Origin of the sequence: Mongoliitalea lutea (assembly GCF_014652135.1) — a bacterium.
Lineage (GTDB): Bacteria > Bacteroidota > Bacteroidia > Cytophagales > Cyclobacteriaceae > Mongoliitalea > Mongoliitalea lutea.
The window spans coordinates 1-14,677 of record NZ_BMYF01000018.1; the positions used below are offsets into that span (position 1 = coordinate 1).

17 protein-coding genes are annotated in these 14,677 nt (G+C 39.1%); 4 read left to right on the plus strand and 13 right to left on the minus strand.

The annotated features are described in order from the left end of the window. The 3 genes from IE080_RS13865 to IE080_RS13875 all read left to right on the plus strand — a co-directional run. Window positions 1–240: type II toxin-antitoxin system RelE/ParE family toxin (locus IE080_RS13865; RefSeq protein ID WP_189583718.1), on the plus strand; the 240-nt coding region annotated here is incomplete at its 5' end. Further along, window positions 237–545: a helix-turn-helix domain-containing protein gene (locus IE080_RS13870; RefSeq protein WP_189583722.1), complete on the plus strand. Its 309-nt coding sequence runs from the start codon at window positions 237–239 to the stop codon at window positions 543–545. The genes IE080_RS13865 and IE080_RS13870, both read left to right, overlap by 4 nt. A gap of 227 nt (window positions 546–772) precedes the next feature. Continuing rightward, window positions 773–1,813 carry a Fic family protein gene (locus IE080_RS13875; protein WP_189583724.1) on the plus strand — a complete coding sequence of 347 codons (1,041 nt, stop codon included), beginning with the start codon at window positions 773–775 and terminating at the stop codon, window positions 1,811–1,813. A 392-nt stretch (window positions 1,814–2,205) separates the two neighbouring features. Here IE080_RS13875 and lolA1 read toward each other — a convergent pair whose 3' ends face one another. The 11 genes from lolA1 to IE080_RS13930 all read right to left on the minus strand — a co-directional run bounded on the left by lolA1 (window position 2,206) and on the right by IE080_RS13930 (window position 12,674). Beyond that, on the minus strand, window positions 2,206–2,865 hold the full coding sequence (gene lolA1, locus IE080_RS13880; protein ID WP_189583726.1) for an outer membrane lipoprotein periplasmic chaperone LolA1: 660 nt from the start codon (window positions 2,863–2,865) through the stop codon (window positions 2,206–2,208). A gap of 28 nt (window positions 2,866–2,893) precedes the next feature. Then, window positions 2,894–5,398, minus strand: coding sequence for an FtsK/SpoIIIE family DNA translocase (locus IE080_RS13885; RefSeq protein WP_189583728.1), 2,505 nt, complete (start codon window positions 5,396–5,398; stop codon window positions 2,894–2,896). Window positions 5,399–5,445: 47 nt separating this feature from the next. Then, the gene (locus IE080_RS13890) at window positions 5,446–6,495 is read right to left on the minus strand and encodes a quinone-dependent dihydroorotate dehydrogenase (protein ID WP_189583730.1); all 1,050 of its coding nucleotides are present in this window, start codon (window positions 6,493–6,495) and stop codon (window positions 5,446–5,448) included. A 191-nt stretch (window positions 6,496–6,686) separates the two neighbouring features. Then, the gene (locus IE080_RS13895) at window positions 6,687–7,340 is read right to left on the minus strand and encodes a hypothetical protein (protein ID WP_189583732.1); all 654 of its coding nucleotides are present in this window, start codon (window positions 7,338–7,340) and stop codon (window positions 6,687–6,689) included. 150 nt (window positions 7,341–7,490) lie between these two features. Beyond that, entirely contained in the window at window positions 7,491–8,285 is a 795-nt protein-coding gene (locus IE080_RS13900) for an outer membrane beta-barrel protein (protein WP_189583735.1), read from the minus strand. Between the two features lie 192 nt (window positions 8,286–8,477). Then, a complete protein-coding gene (locus IE080_RS13905; protein WP_189583737.1) occupies window positions 8,478–8,705 on the minus strand; it encodes a hypothetical protein in 228 nt (75 codons plus the stop codon). Between the two features lie 233 nt (window positions 8,706–8,938). Then, window positions 8,939–9,487, minus strand: coding sequence for a hypothetical protein (locus IE080_RS13910; RefSeq protein ID WP_189583740.1), 549 nt, complete (start codon window positions 9,485–9,487; stop codon window positions 8,939–8,941). A gap of 169 nt (window positions 9,488–9,656) precedes the next feature. Continuing rightward, window positions 9,657–9,947 (minus strand): hypothetical protein, encoded by a 291-nt coding sequence (locus IE080_RS13915; protein WP_189583744.1) that lies wholly within the window; start codon window positions 9,945–9,947, stop codon window positions 9,657–9,659. A 31-nt stretch (window positions 9,948–9,978) separates the two neighbouring features. Beyond that, a complete protein-coding gene (locus IE080_RS13920; RefSeq protein ID WP_189583748.1) occupies window positions 9,979–10,449 on the minus strand; it encodes a hypothetical protein in 471 nt (156 codons plus the stop codon). 216 nt (window positions 10,450–10,665) lie between these two features. Next, window positions 10,666–11,223, minus strand: coding sequence for a hypothetical protein (locus tag IE080_RS13925; protein WP_189583751.1), 558 nt, complete (start codon window positions 11,221–11,223; stop codon window positions 10,666–10,668). A 5-nt stretch (window positions 11,224–11,228) separates the two neighbouring features. Then, window positions 11,229–12,674: a hypothetical protein gene (locus IE080_RS13930; protein ID WP_189583754.1), complete on the minus strand. Its 1,446-nt coding sequence runs from the start codon at window positions 12,672–12,674 to the stop codon at window positions 11,229–11,231. 306 nt (window positions 12,675–12,980) lie between these two features. On the opposite strand from IE080_RS13930, the gene IE080_RS19520 reads away from it, so the two are divergent. Continuing rightward, the gene (locus IE080_RS19520; RefSeq protein ID WP_229800643.1) at window positions 12,981–13,199 is read left to right on the plus strand and encodes a hypothetical protein; all 219 of its coding nucleotides are present in this window, start codon (window positions 12,981–12,983) and stop codon (window positions 13,197–13,199) included. A 21-nt stretch (window positions 13,200–13,220) separates the two neighbouring features. On the opposite strand, the gene IE080_RS13935 is transcribed toward IE080_RS19520, so the two are convergent. Next, window positions 13,221–13,757 (minus strand): BF3164 family lipoprotein, encoded by a 537-nt coding sequence (locus IE080_RS13935; protein ID WP_262893060.1) that lies wholly within the window; start codon window positions 13,755–13,757, stop codon window positions 13,221–13,223. Between the two features lie 10 nt (window positions 13,758–13,767). Continuing rightward, on the minus strand, window positions 13,768–14,676 hold the full coding sequence (xerD, locus tag IE080_RS13940; protein ID WP_189583760.1) for a site-specific tyrosine recombinase XerD: 909 nt from the start codon (window positions 14,674–14,676) through the stop codon (window positions 13,768–13,770). Between the last annotated feature and the right edge of the window lies 1 nt (window position 14,677).

The following is a 14,677-nucleotide window of genomic DNA, read 5'->3' on the forward strand; positions in this document are numbered from 1 at the left end:
GACCGAGAACTTTTTAAAAAACTTCAGGATGAAGTTTGGGAGTTTAGAACCAAGTTCAGTAAAACGTATTATCGGCTATTTGCTTTTTGGGATAAAACAGCCAAGGAAGATACAGTAGTGATATCAACCCATGGGCTGATAAAAAAGACAGGAAAAGTTCCAAAAGGTGAAATTGATAAGGCGAGGAAGCTAATGGAGCAATATTTTCTAGAGAAAAAAGAAAAAGGGAGGAAAAAATGAAAACGTACAGTTTAGAGGAGTTGACCGACAAGCATATCGGAAAAAAAGGAACAAAAAAAAGGGATGAATTTGAGAACGAACTTCGTCTTGACTTATTGGGCTATGCCATTAAGCAGGCAAGGAAGGAGCGGAATTTAACTCAAGAGCAGCTCGGGGAATTAGTAGGAGTAAAAAAGGCTCAAATCTCAAAAATTGAAAACAGCACCACAGATGCCAGATTTTCGACAATAATGAAGGTATTTGAAGTTTTGGGAGCAAGTGTAAAATTTAATGTTGAGCTGAACGACAAAAAAATGGCTTACTAAAAAAGAATGCCGAATGCATAACATCACCTTGGAAGACAGCGGGCGGTTCCGAGTAAATAGAAAGTTTAGTATCTTTAAGAAGTTAGGAGTAGGTTGGAAGCGAACGTTTCCAAAAGCCCGCCGTCTCCAAGCTGAATCCCGTTGCGGCTCATTTTATGAAAAAATATAGCTCGAACAAGTAGATAAATGAGCTATAAAAACTACATTTGTGAGCTAAATTATTCGGAATGATTGATTCAAGAGAACAACAGATAATTGACTTTATAAAGCAAAGAGGATTATGTTCTTCAAAAGAAGTCCACGATAATGTAGACATTTCTGTCAGTTATGCAACACTGAAAAGAATTTTATCCAGTTTAATAGCAGACAGTTATCTTGCAACAGTTGGACAAGGTAAAGGAACCAAATATACTATTTCGCCTGTATTTGAGCTTCTTGCGCCAATTGACATTGAAAAGTATTATGAGAAAGAAATTGATGATAGAGCTATAAAAGAAAATTTTAATTTTTCAATTATAAATGAAGTTCTTGCTAAGAATAGCGTTTTTACAGAAGCTGAATTAGAGAAACTCAACTTACTGCAAGCAAAATTTCGGAACAATATCTCACAACTATCAGAAATTGAATATAAAAAAGAGTTTGAAAGATTAGCAATTGATTTAAGTTGGAAATCTTCGCAAATTGAAGGTAACACATATTCGTTATTGGAAACCGAGAGGTTGCTAAAAGACAGGGAAACAGCAGCCGGAAAAACTAAGGAAGAAGCGATAATGCTTCTGAACCATAAGGATGCATTGGATTTCATACTTGAAAATACAGATTATTTAAATCCCTTATCCGTTTCAAAAATAGAGGACATTCATAGTATTTTGACCAAAGAACTCTTAGTAGAGCGAAATCTAAGAAAGCGGCGTGTGGGTATTTCAGGGACAAATTATCGTCCATTAGATAATGAATTTCAAATTTCAGAAGCATTAAGAAATTCTTGTGATGTAATTAACTCTAAGAGAAGTGTTTTTGAAAAAGCGTTGTTGGCACTAGTGTTGATTTCATATATTCAGCCATTTATGGATGGAAATAAAAGAACTGCACGAATTGTGAGCAATGCAATTTTAATGAATGAGAAGCATTGTCCTTTATCCTTTAGAACGGTTGATTCTATTGACTACAAGAAGGCAATGTTATTATTTTATGAGCAGAATAATATTTCCAAGTTCAAGGATATTTTTATAAATCAATTTGAATTTGCTGTGAAAACATATTTCTAGAAATGAAGAAACGAGCCACAACATCGCATATATCCAATGGCTGGTTTACTGCATTTTATAAGTCTTTTCGCCCGCTTAAACTTCATCATGGTTTGACAGTTGAATCGTCCGCAATCAGCCACTGGGCATTTACGTAACGTAACGTGGATAAGCTTTCTAAAAATGGTAATCCAAAGCACGGACAGATTTGGGGCTATGAAAATGAATTAGTAAGTTTCAGCCTTGACAGGACGGAATAGTAAACGGTCTTCACTTCGACAAAATTCCGAGAAAAAAGGACCTGAACCACTAATCGAGTAAACGGCAGTTATACTCTCTGGAAATTGTGATTTTTTGCCTTAGCGCCTTTGGGAGTCCAAAAAAAACTGCGCTTTGCGCCTTTTGCGTGAACCCTACCTCAAATCAATGATCTCAATCTTCCCATACTTCTGGGGATTGAAGGTAAAGAAGCTATCAGGCAGGTCGGCGTTGGTATTGACAGACTTGAACTCATAGCGAAATCTACCCCCTTGGTCATCGAGGATTTCCCAGGCCTTCAAATCTTTGGAGCTTTTTTCAACCCACAATACAACCCGCTGAAAAGGTGCGCTGCTGCGCTCTGCTGTCAGTTCAATTTCTTGCAATACAACACCGTTTTCTGTTTTTTCACCTACTAAGCGGTAGTTGTATCCTTTTTGATACATGGTATAGACGGATGACGGTGTTAACTCATCTTCCAAGTCCGAGGCATTGTTGATGGTAACTTCCTTATAATTGCCAGACTCAATAAAATTCCAGATTGTCTTGCCATTGTTGAAAATCTCCTGATCCGGTAATTTCAAATGGTATTTATCACCTTTGATGGCAATTTCACCTTTTTGCATTTGTCCTTTACTATCAAAGCCATCAAAATAAGTGACTTCGAAGCTGGCTTTCAATCCCTTAAGTCCACGGTATTTTTGGCTCATACCATCCAGCACAGCTTTGGCTTTGGGGTCTTTCTGAGCGTAAAGTGTTCCTGAAAAGGGAATACAGAAAAGAACAATTATAAATGTGAGTAAGAAACGCTTCATGACGATTGATTTGGCTGGAAATGTCCGATTACAAACCGCTCAATAACCGTTCCAAACTTGTTTCATCCTGAATCAAAACTTCCCGTGCTTTACTGCCTTCGAAAGGTCCCACCACTCCAGCTGCTTCCAATTGGTCAACAATCCTTCCGGCTCGGTTGTAGCCAAGTTTGAGTTTACGCTGTATCAATGAGGTACTTCCTTGCTGATGCAGTACAATCAGGCGGGCAGCATCTTCAAATAAAGGGTCTCTATCAGCCAAATCTATATCTCCCAAGTTGCCTTCACCTTCTTCTCCAACAAATTCCGGTAGGAGGTAGGCGTCAGGATAGCCTTTTTGCTCACCAATCCAGTCACAGATGGCATCTACCTCTGGTGTATCCAAGAACGCACACTGCAATCGGGTCATCTCCGAACCTGTTGATAGCAACATGTCTCCCATACCGATCAATTGGTCTGCACCTCCAGCATCCAAGATGGTCCGGCTATCGATTTTGGAAGTTACCCGGAAGGATAGACGGGCAGGGAAGTTTGCTTTGATGATACCCGTGATAACATTCACAGATGGTCGCTGGGTAGCCACTACCAAGTGAATACCAATCGCTCTGGCCAATTGGGCCAAGCGTGCAATAGGTGCCTCGATTTCCTTACCTGCGGTCATCATCAAATCCGCCAATTCATCGATTACAAGCACGATGTAAGGCATAAAGCGATGGCCTTTTTCAGGATTCAATCGCCTCGCTACAAACTTGGCATTGTATTCTTTCAGATTTCTACAGCCCGCATCTTTCAGCAAATCGTAACGCTGATCCATTTCTATACACAAGGAGTTGAGCGTGTAGATTACTTTTTTGGTATCGGTAATAATCGCTTCCTCTGCTCCTGGCAGTTTTGCTAAGAAATGACGTTCAATTTTGTTGAACAGGGTCAATTCCACTTTTTTGGGATCTACCAAGACAAATTTCAGTTGGGAAGGGTGCTTTTTATACACCAAGGAGGCCAAAATCATATTCAATCCGACGGACTTACCCTGACCGGTGGCACCTGCCATCAGCAAGTGAGGCATTTTAGCCAAATCCATGACAAAGACTTCATTGGAGATGGTTTTTCCTAATGCAACAGGTAAATCTTTATCGCTTTTCATGAATTTTTCCGTCCCAATCACCGCCTTTGCAGGTACAAGTTCCCTATTTTTATTAGGCACCTCTATACCGATAGTACCTTTCCCGGGGATGGGTGCAATGATTCGGATTCCTAAGGCTGATAAACTTAAGGCGATGTCATCTTCCAAGTTTTTGATTTTGGAGATTTTTACACCTGGTTCGGGGACGATTTCATACAAGGTGACAGTTGGGCCTATGGTAGCCTTAATTTCCTGAATTCCGATTTTGAAATTGATGAGGGTCTCGACAATCTTATTTTTATTGTCTTCAAGCTCTTGCCGTGTGACGGTTACTTTTTGGAAATCGTATTCATTCAATAAATCCAAACTTGGATACTTGTAGTGAGGCAAGTCCAAGGTAGGGTCATAAGGATCTAGGTTTTGAACTTCTTCGGCAGTTTTTTCCTCATCTTCATTGATTGCTACTGAGAATTTCTTCTCTTCAAGAGCTTTGCTTTCTACGGATTCCTCCTCTAAAGCATCCCTAGTATCTTCAATATTAAATACCAATTGCCCTGATTTGGAAGCTTCTTTTGGTTTCTCCTCTTCTCCTCCTTTGATCACCCAAGAACTCCCATCATCAGATAATTCTTCTTCGGATTCATTCACATCTTCAAGTTCAGGAAACTCCTCCTCATCCAATGCATCGCTTTCATCCAAATCTTCGGTTTCAAAAGGAGATTTGGCTTGTTGTTTTGCAGGAGTTGTGGAATCTGCCACAGCTGATTTAGCCTGACCGAAATTTCCGATTTGTTGGATATTGAAAAATAGGATCAGGAAAATCAGCAAACAGCCGATAAATAAGATCAAACTTCCCCAGCCCAACAAGCTGAAAAGATAGATTCCACTTTCATGACCGAAACCACCGCTCCATTCGCTAAGAAAGCCCATAGAAGGATTCAGTTCAGCCATAAAGCCTAAGAATGCTCCTATCCAGATTAAGAAGAACAAGCCAAATACGGTGTAACGGGTTAAAGAATAGAGTTTATGTTGGAAAACCAAACGGATACCTGCCAAGAGTAAAAATGGAGGAATGAAGAAGGCTCCGATGCCAAACCAGCGACGGATAAAGATATCGGATACTTTAGCCCCGAGTAATCCGAGCCAGTTTTTGGCCTGTTCGGTTGTCTTGATTAGATCATCATCCACCATAGGTCCAAACAAACTTTGATCGGCTTTGCCGCTGAACAAATGGGCTGTAAAAGCAAACAGTAGAAAAATACCCGTACTCAAAAACAAAATCCCGATGGATAGAGGGATTCTTTTGTCTTTCAATAGTCCGGCATTCCAATTCAACTTCAATCGAGAAGTGCTTTTGGTTGCGTTTTCTGGTTTTTTTCTAAAAGTATTTGCTTTAGGTTTATCTGAAGCCATCGGTACTTGCTGAATTATGGGGAATGAAGATAGAGAAAATTTGAGATTTACGGTTTAGTTTTTTTGAAATGTTCGAGTAATCCTTGGTTGATCCGCTTAATCAAGTTCGGTCCCTCATAAATCATGCCTGAGTACACCTGCACCAAGCTCGCCCCCGCTTCCAACTTTTCAATAGCATCAGCAGCTGAGTAGATACCGCCTACGCCAATAATTGGGAAGGCTTGCGTGGATTGTGTGGATAGGTAGCGGATAACTTCAGTACTTCGCTTGGAAAGTACCTTTCCGCTTACCCCGCCTGCACCGATGCTTTCTACCGTAGCTTTGTCTGTTTTCAATTGTGATCGGTCGATGGTGGTATTGGTGGCGATGACCCCGTCTATCTGTGTTTCCTGTACAATCTCAATAATATCATCCAATTGCCCATTCGTCAGATCAGGAGCAATTTTCAATAAGATGGGTTTTGGCTGATCATAGGCATCATTGGCAGTTTTAACTGCATGCAGCAAGGCCTTCAATGGTTCTTTTTCTTGTAAGTCTCGGAGATTCGGGGTGTTGGGCGAACTCACGTTGACCACAAAGTAGTCCACGTAGGGGTGGAGAACGTTCAGGCAATACAGGTAGTCATTGACCGCTTCATCGTTTGGGGTGATTTTGTTTTTGCCAATGTTACCACCGATGATGATGGAGGTTTTACGTTTGCGCAGTCGCTGTACAGCGGCTTCTACTCCTCCATTATTGAAGCCCATGCGATTGATTAAAGCTTCGTCTTGAGGAAGCCTGAAAAGTCGGGGCTGGGGGTTTCCTTCCTGAGGTTTGGGCGTTAGGGTACCGATTTCGATAAACCCAAAACCCAAAAGAGCCATTTCGTCGATCAACTTGGCGTCTTTGTCAAAGCCCGCTGCCAGTCCTACCGGGTTTTTAAATTTCAGTCCAAAAACTTCTTTTTCCAAAAGTGGATCGTCCAGAGAAAAACTATTTTTCAATACGGAGCTTACAATTGGCAAACTGAACGTTCGCTTGATCCAATCAAAGGTAAAGTGATGAGCGGCTTCCGGATCTTTGGTAAAAAGGATGGGCTTGATGAGAGACTTGTACACGCTGCGAGGGGTTGATGACAGCTGCAAAATTAGGGTTTTTTGACGAACAAGCATTCAAAAAGGCAGTCCTTGATGGAGCTGCCTTTGAAATTTTATTAATGGGGTTAGTTTAGGGGGATGTAGAAGATAAATCTTATTGGAAAAATCAACTCTTTGATTTTTTTAATCTACTGTAAATTGTCAAGTACAATTTATTTTAGTTTTACTGTCAGGTAAGGGTAAATCATAAAGTCCTCAATCCCGCCGACTATGGGTGTTATATTGGTTCTAGTTTGGATTCCAAAACTTACTAAGTCCCGTTTGATGATTTCGTAACCTAGGATGATTGGGATGGTAATCTCCTGCCATTTTCTTGATTCGATAAAGGCAAATTCATCAAAAATGGTTATTTCTTGGCGATTGGAAAGAATGATACCCACACCTGTCCCTAAAATTAAATTCTTGATAGCTCCTTCATGAGTGTATATCAGAGAAATTGTATTGTTGTTGTTCTTTAACCTCATATCAAAAATATCCATGATAAAACCTGTGCTTTCACTTGTGAATTCGAAGTCATACCAACCCACGTTTTGACTCCGAGTAAAATCGAATCCTATTTTATTTTTTTTGTCCAGTGAATAGAAAAAACCCAGTCCGCTCATGGTACCAAGCGCATTTTTTTGGTACAAATCAAATGTGAAGTCATTTATAGGATGTATAAATCCATTTGTTTTGACGACAGGCCTTCCGTAATCCACAAAAAAGCTGTGCTGGATTCCTGAATATATTCTAGCCTCAATTTTGCCTTGTTGAGCAAATACGAGATTACTAAATAAAATTAGTATAAGTGTTGTGAAAATTTTCATTGAAAAGAAAGTGAAGTAGTAGTTAGTTTAGGAGGGGTATTTACCAAGTATATCTAGGTATTTTTCCAACTTGAATTCCTTGATAGAAAGAGGGGAATAGATTTTTTACTATTCCCCTGGTATTACTTTTGTTTTCACTAATTCATAGAATTAGTTAATGGGTATTCTGAAACCGATCCAAAGCATTCTTCGTGTCTTTCGCTCATCCATGCCTACATCCACATTATTGATTGGTGTACTGCTGCGTGACATAGATAAACTTCGGTCAATCTGGAAATCAATACTCAAAAGCTTATAATCTAAACCTATACCTGCTGATCCGTTGAGATAAAATCTTCTGTAGGAATCAGTTAAGTCTTGCCTCAACTCGCCAAGCGTATTTTCCAAATCACTTTTTAATGTTGGATCAATGCTTGGACCATCGATTCTTATGCGACTTGTACTGTTTCCAATTGTAGAAGCAAAGGTTGGGACCACTCCTGCATATACTCGTATGTTTTCCAAAAATTCCAAGCGATGTCCGATATATAATGGTATCTCAAAGTTAGTAAACTTAATGTCAAACCTAGAGTAATCAAAATGATTTGGATTTATACTGAATGGAATAAAAAAAACAAGAGGTTCTTGGGTATAATTTAGACCAGTTTGCAAATAGAAATTCGTAAAGTTTTTTCTTCCAAAAGCCCGTAACATAATCATTCCAAGTTGTTGATCATATTCTGCAACTCGTTCAGATCCTAGCATGTCTAAGAAGTTCCAAGGGTAATTTTGAAAATCTAATGTGCCAGCATTTCGTAAGAACTCCACAGTTCCTGCTTCTTTTCCATTGGCATTCCAAATAGAATTCCAAAAAGCTCCCTGGAACCCTACTTCATATTTAGGAATTTGAGCGAATACACTGCTTGCTAGGAGTATGCAGCTGATGAGTAAAGATGTTTTTTTCATATACTCAGTAAAATCAATTGATTGCTTGTAAAAAAATCTTATTGTAGGTGTTTCATCTCTTTTTTACTAAGTTCTTTTGCTATGAGGTCCTGAGGGTGAGATACCTGAACCAACGGGTATGCTTGACTGCTGTAAAGTTCCTGATTATTGCCCCAAATTTTTACTGGAACCTGTACTTGGGAGATTTCACCTTTATCCTTGATCAGGATTAGTTCTTTTTAGTTTGGCGACAACATTTCTTCCCGGATTGGATAAAGCGATAACAGTTTTCCCTCCGGTGGAGGTTAAATTATTAAGTGTTGTAAAGTCAATCACTACGGTGAAAGGAATGACATCCGGATTAATGGCATAGATGGTCACATTTCTGTCATTATCATACGCTGACTCAAATTTCAGTTGTGCAAATGCGTACGAATGCATTAAAAATAAGATAACTACAAAAGAATGGCGCATACTTGTTGATTGCTTTAGCTGGAGTTTGTTTTGGTTATTAAGTTGAAAATGCCTTGTTGAGGCGTGGAGAAATTTAGATTGAAATAAACTCTTTAGTTCCACAACAAATGTACCCTGATGAAACGGGGATAAAAATACCCAAAATTGGGTATTTTTTGGTGGTTATGAGGGGGTTGGGGAAGTTATACAAAATAGAAAAATTACACCAACAAAAAGGTAACACTAAAATACCTTTTCCACTTTCCGTGTTCTTTTCTGTACACAGCAAGATGAGGGCCTTCATATGATTGGTATAAGCATGCATAAGTAAACTCACGGAAAAATACTGGTTTTGAAAAACTTCTGTAGGTACGATATCCCCTCAGAGCTACATCAAATTCAACAATTTCAGGTTTTCCTATATGTGTGTAAAAGGCATTTATAATGCTATCATATCGACTTCTTTCGGAAGACAGGTTTATACCATCAGGGAATAATTCTTTTCGAAATTTGTAAGGAGCGCTTCCTTCGGTGCAGATTCTTTCCGTTTCCTCTCGTGAAAAAACGTCTTTAATCAAAATTTTCTGCCTAAAATCACTTTCTAAATTCCAAATTCCTTCCACCGTACAGGAGTCAAGCCAAGGAATCTTCCAATCGGTTTCTGCGTCTTCAAATAGGAATATTTCTTGACCCGAGGCTAATTCATTCTCAAAAACAGCGGCCATCAGTGCCTTGGTCTCTCTGTCTTCCTGTGAGATGCAACTGAACATACCGGTACAGATAAGTAAAATAATACAATATCTCATTGCTTGAGGTGGTTTTCAAGAATTCTTCTTGAAGTATAGAAGGTGGTAGGTTTTCGCTACGCACCTTCTTATCCAAATCCCAACAATCTTCTTTTTTAGAACACGTTGGAAAATCAAATACTATATATAATGGTTATTCATAAGGGATTATTTTTGTTACTTTTCCATCACTTCCGAAAATTATTTCTATGCCCGATGATGCAGCAAATGGAGGCTGATAAAAGTAAAGAGAGTCTAATTGATTAAAGTATGAAATTCCTCGGGAATCAGGAAGCCCCATAATCCTAATTACTTCTGCTTTATCCATGCCTAATTCAAGCAATCTTGAATTAGTTACATTTTTGTAGGACTTATAAACTTTTGGCAGGTATAAAGCCAGCATGATAACCATTGCAAAGGGGATAATTATTAGTAGCTTTTTCATTCTGTACTTCCCGTTCGGATTATGAAGTTTTTTATTCTTCGGCTCCTGTATGGATATTGATTTGGTAAGCAATGATGGTAAATCCTAAAATAAATCTGTCAGCATGAAGGTATTCGTCTTGAAAGATCATAAAAAACGAGGCCTTGTCTTTAATAGCAAAGTTTGCCCAATCCTCGTAACTCAAGTCTTTATCATAAATAAGCTTCATTTCCGATAACTCCTTCCTTGAATAGTGCCTTGTCTGATGCCCTTGAAATGGGAGATGTGCAAGGTATAGAAAGAATGATGGGTGGTTAAAATTATCTCTATAAATCCTGATTTCTTCGGCTCTTGCATTCTCAGGAACATTGTATTTACCTTCTTCCTGAAAGAATTTTGTATTTGCTCCGTACCTGTCCATCAGTATAATGTACATATCGGAATTCAGATCTGAGCTGTTACGAGATGAGGAATTAATTCCCCAAATACAGATCACAGTTAGGATAATGGATAAAATTTTCATTGTGAGCAAGATTTACTCCCTAAGGCTCTAATCAACATTTTTGCTTCATTGTATTTCTCATATTCACTTTTCAAGGGTGGCGGTAGTTTCATGTTTTTCATCAGTTGAAATGCAATGGTACCATCCAATCCTTCCCATGCTAAAGATTTATAGAAGCCATTTATAAGTAAGTCCCTCCCGAAAGCCTTCATAGACTTGGCGGGAGGGCATTACCAATTAGTTATCGTCGACCGCTAGATTTAATTGGATAAATACCTCACATAGTTTTTGCCATTCATTCTGTTGATTTTTTTGAAGGATAATGATCATTTCTATATATCCGTGGACAACTTGAATAAGGGCTAAATCTCCTTGAATTAAAGGAGCTGAAACTTGGTAAACGCTATTAATTAGCCGCTGATCTACTAATTCTATAGATTTATTCTTCAGATTTTCTTTCTGTATTTCATAAGACTTCCCAATAATTGAACTTTGAAAAATTAATTTCTCGAAATCTTCCGAGTCCAAATATTCCCATAATTCAGATTTCGCAAACGTTGGAATATCTTCCCGTCCCAATGCACAAAATCCCCCATCAAGGGTAAAGTATTCATTAGTTAAGAAATGACTTAAATGAAGTGGGAAACTTGTATATCTTGCGAGGGTAATCTCAGTATTTCCATGAAATAATAAATTTAGTATTGCATACTGCTCTTTGCTTAATTTTGGCATTTCTTCCTGCTGTGCCTGTAGCGTTATGGGAAGAAGAAAGAGGATGATCGCTAGTTTTTTCATCGTGTTTATTTTTTACAACGTTTTCCTTTAGCATTGGAATTACCTAGTGCTTCATTTGCGATAATTTCTAGAAATTCAACAAGTCTGTTGCCCGCTAGGTCTTTAAATGCTTGATTTGGTTCTTTGGTGTCGTAATCAACTAAACCAGCAAATGCCATAGCATAGTAGTAGTCAAAGTTTAAATTCCCCCTGGTTTCCCCATAGTTTTTATCCCAATTCCACAAAGAGACGGCCATTCCTAAAACATATTGCCTCATTAATTCGTGGTGTGCATTTGGAAGATTGAATATGTTATTTTCTTTTGCGAAATTATCTAAGCCTTCAGCAAAATTAGTATTAGTTTTAGCCATGTATAAGAAATATGCATGAACATTTTCATGAATTATGGTACGAGCAATTGATAATTGAGTAGCGGAATTTAAGTAGCTATCGTTTAATGTGACTGTTATTGTGCCGTTGATGTTTGTTGTTAATCCATTTCCGTTTATTTTTCCGTTATTGATTTCATACGGGATTTTGCTGGCATCTTCAAACATTTTCATAATTGTCCCATTTAAGTTACCTACAATTGGTGGGATTCTAAAGTCATTATCATAGTTGCGTAAAGTTTCTATAAAGATTTGGCTAGCGCATGGATTAGTAAGTTTATTTGTTACTTTTGGGCGCATTAGTACAGGCACCCTTGTTTCTGTATTCCCTGAATCCCCGATTGTGCCTATTGCACCTCCACCACCCGATCCTGGGTAATTATAAATAGGATCTACGCCACCTAAGGAAGGTCCAGCTCCCGAACTTACAGTACATTCCGTGACATATCGGTATTCTGTTTCTCCTTGTGTAACATGGCAGTTATTAGCGCCTGCACATACGATGTTGTGGATTACAATGGTAATTCTGTACCGTTGGCATGATACTAAGTGGTTGATAGAAGGGTCTTTTTTCGAACTGTTTTCTAAGGAGCTAGCAATATCTGGATGCCGTGTCGTTAGTATCTGCCCATCCTCTATGCCGAATCCTACAAAAAACCGTTCGTCATAGGTCCAAATATCCAAAGTTCCGCTCCAGTCTGCCGGGATCTTATTGTAGTATATCTCTTGGAAATCTTTGATATCCTGCTCCGCAGAAGGATAGTATCGCGCTATCAAGGGCATGTAAAAGGTTCCGTTTACACTGGGGCTTTCCACAAATAGGATGTTTTGGATGATAGATGTTCCATGTGCTTCTACGTTTAAGGAGTTCATGACATCGCTTGGGAGAAAGACTTCGGCATTTTTCAATGGGATTTCATACACCTTGCGACCATCCTCGAAATAGCAGGAGTGGAATTTACTCCAGTCAGGGTCTTTTTCGAAGAAGGGCATCCGAAGCTCCCCGGAATCTTCTCTGTAAGTATCGTTCCCTGTCTTTTCAGGGATCCATGTTTCTTTTCTTTGTTCAAACCACTGCTTCACTTGAAGTATTTCTCCTTTGTCAGGGTTCTGGATTTCCGCCAGTTTTTCCTGCTCTTCAAGACAGGACGAGGCAAATAAACCTAGTCCTAGGAGTAAAGCAAACGAAACAGCTTTGTTTGCAACCTTACTTTTGCAAAGATAAACTAAGTCTGTAAGGTTAAAGGGGGGGGGTAAATTTAAAGTTTCTCATAATGATTGGTTGGTAAAATGAAAAGCGTAATTGTTGTAATGAGCGCAGCTTTGAAGCGGATGATTTTAATCATCGTTTTTATTCTGCAACTCATTCAATAAAAGTAACCATGGGAATTGAGAATAAAAATACCCAAAATTGGGTATTTTTTTGCTGGTTATGAGGATGTTGGGGAAGTGATTTATTCTCCTCGTTTACTCGGGTTTACAAGCAGCTTTACACTTGTCGAGCAGATACAAGTAATACATTTTTCAGCAACCGGTAAAAAGAATAAAACTAGATTAATGAAAATGTTAGTCCAACAAGCCATTGCTAGTTTGCTGATTTCTGACTAATAAGTAAACTTGATCAATCCTTCATCCAAGGTATAGTTGACACCTATTATTGTTTATAAGAAGATTTTTATCCTTGCTGTAGGCATGCCTTCCCTCCCAAGCCATACCTTCAAGAAGGGGTACGGTTGCTTGCTTACTATCAAGAGAAGGAAAGGAACCTGTTCGGCTGATTTCTTCACCTTCTTTGGAAAAAGTCAGTAAGTGGCTGTCTTGGGTGTAAGTCATGGCAACCATTTCCTGATTCTTGAGATGAAATACAGGAAACATAAAATCAGCTGTTGCCGGTGTTTTAACAATGGTTTTTGGGCTAAGGATTTTATTTTCAAGTGCTTGATAGAGCTCGTAAAAAATTATTTTTCTTTGACTGGGGTCGTATACATAAAATGATTTGTCCTGTTTGTCTACTTGTAAAAATACCGGGCTGAGCATTTCCTCCGGACCTGTGCCAAATTCAATTCCTGATGTGATGAATGATAAGTCTTTCCAATCATATATAGAGATAACATGACCTGTTCGGGCATTTAACACAAGTAAGTAGTCATCCAAAGATTCAACCAAATAGGAGTAATCAACATTTTTTCCTCGGCAAAAACTCTTGTAATACTTGCCTCAAATAATCTCGGTCCAGATGGGTGTAGATTTCTGTGGTTGTAATGCTTTCGTGACCGAGCATTTCCTGCACGGCACGTAAATCGGCTCCTCCTTCGACTAGGTGAGTGGCAAAACTGTGGCGAAAGGTGTGAGGGCTCACATTTTTCTCCAAACCAATAGCCTCTACCTGTTTTTTGATAATCAAAAATACCATCACTCGGGTGAGTTTTTTTCCTCGGCGGTTTAAGAATACGTATTGCTCATGCCCTTTCACCAGTGGCATATGTACTCGTATTTCTTCCAGATAAATTTGCAAATACTTCAAAGCGTCTTGTCCCACAGGTACCAGACGCTCCTTATTTCCTTTGCCGATAATCCTAAGAAATCTTGCATCGGCATATACATGGGAGAGTTTGAGCTCAACGAGTTCGGATACTCTCAGTCCCGAACTGTATAGCATCTCCAACATGGCTCGATTGCGATGTCCCTCAGGGCTACCTAATGGGATGCTCTCTAAGATGGATTGGATTTCATGAAAGCTGAGGGTATCGGGTAGTTTTCTTCCTAGTTTGGGGGTTTCCAGTAGCTGGGCCGGGTCTTCTGTAATCAGGTCCTCATACATCAAAAACCGAAAAAAGGCCTTGATCCCCGACACAATACGTGCTTGGGTATAAGCTGAGATTTCCAAAGCTGCCAAACTATTGACAAAACTTCGAAGATGGGGTAATTGAGTTTGTAATGGCGGGGTGTCGGAAAACTGCTGCTCCATGTACCGCTGTAACTTCTCCATATCCTGCAGGTAGGCGAGAATGGAGTTTTCGCTTAGAGAGCGTTCTAATTTGAGGTAATGCTGAAAACGTTTGGTTAGATTTTCCCAGGAAAGCATG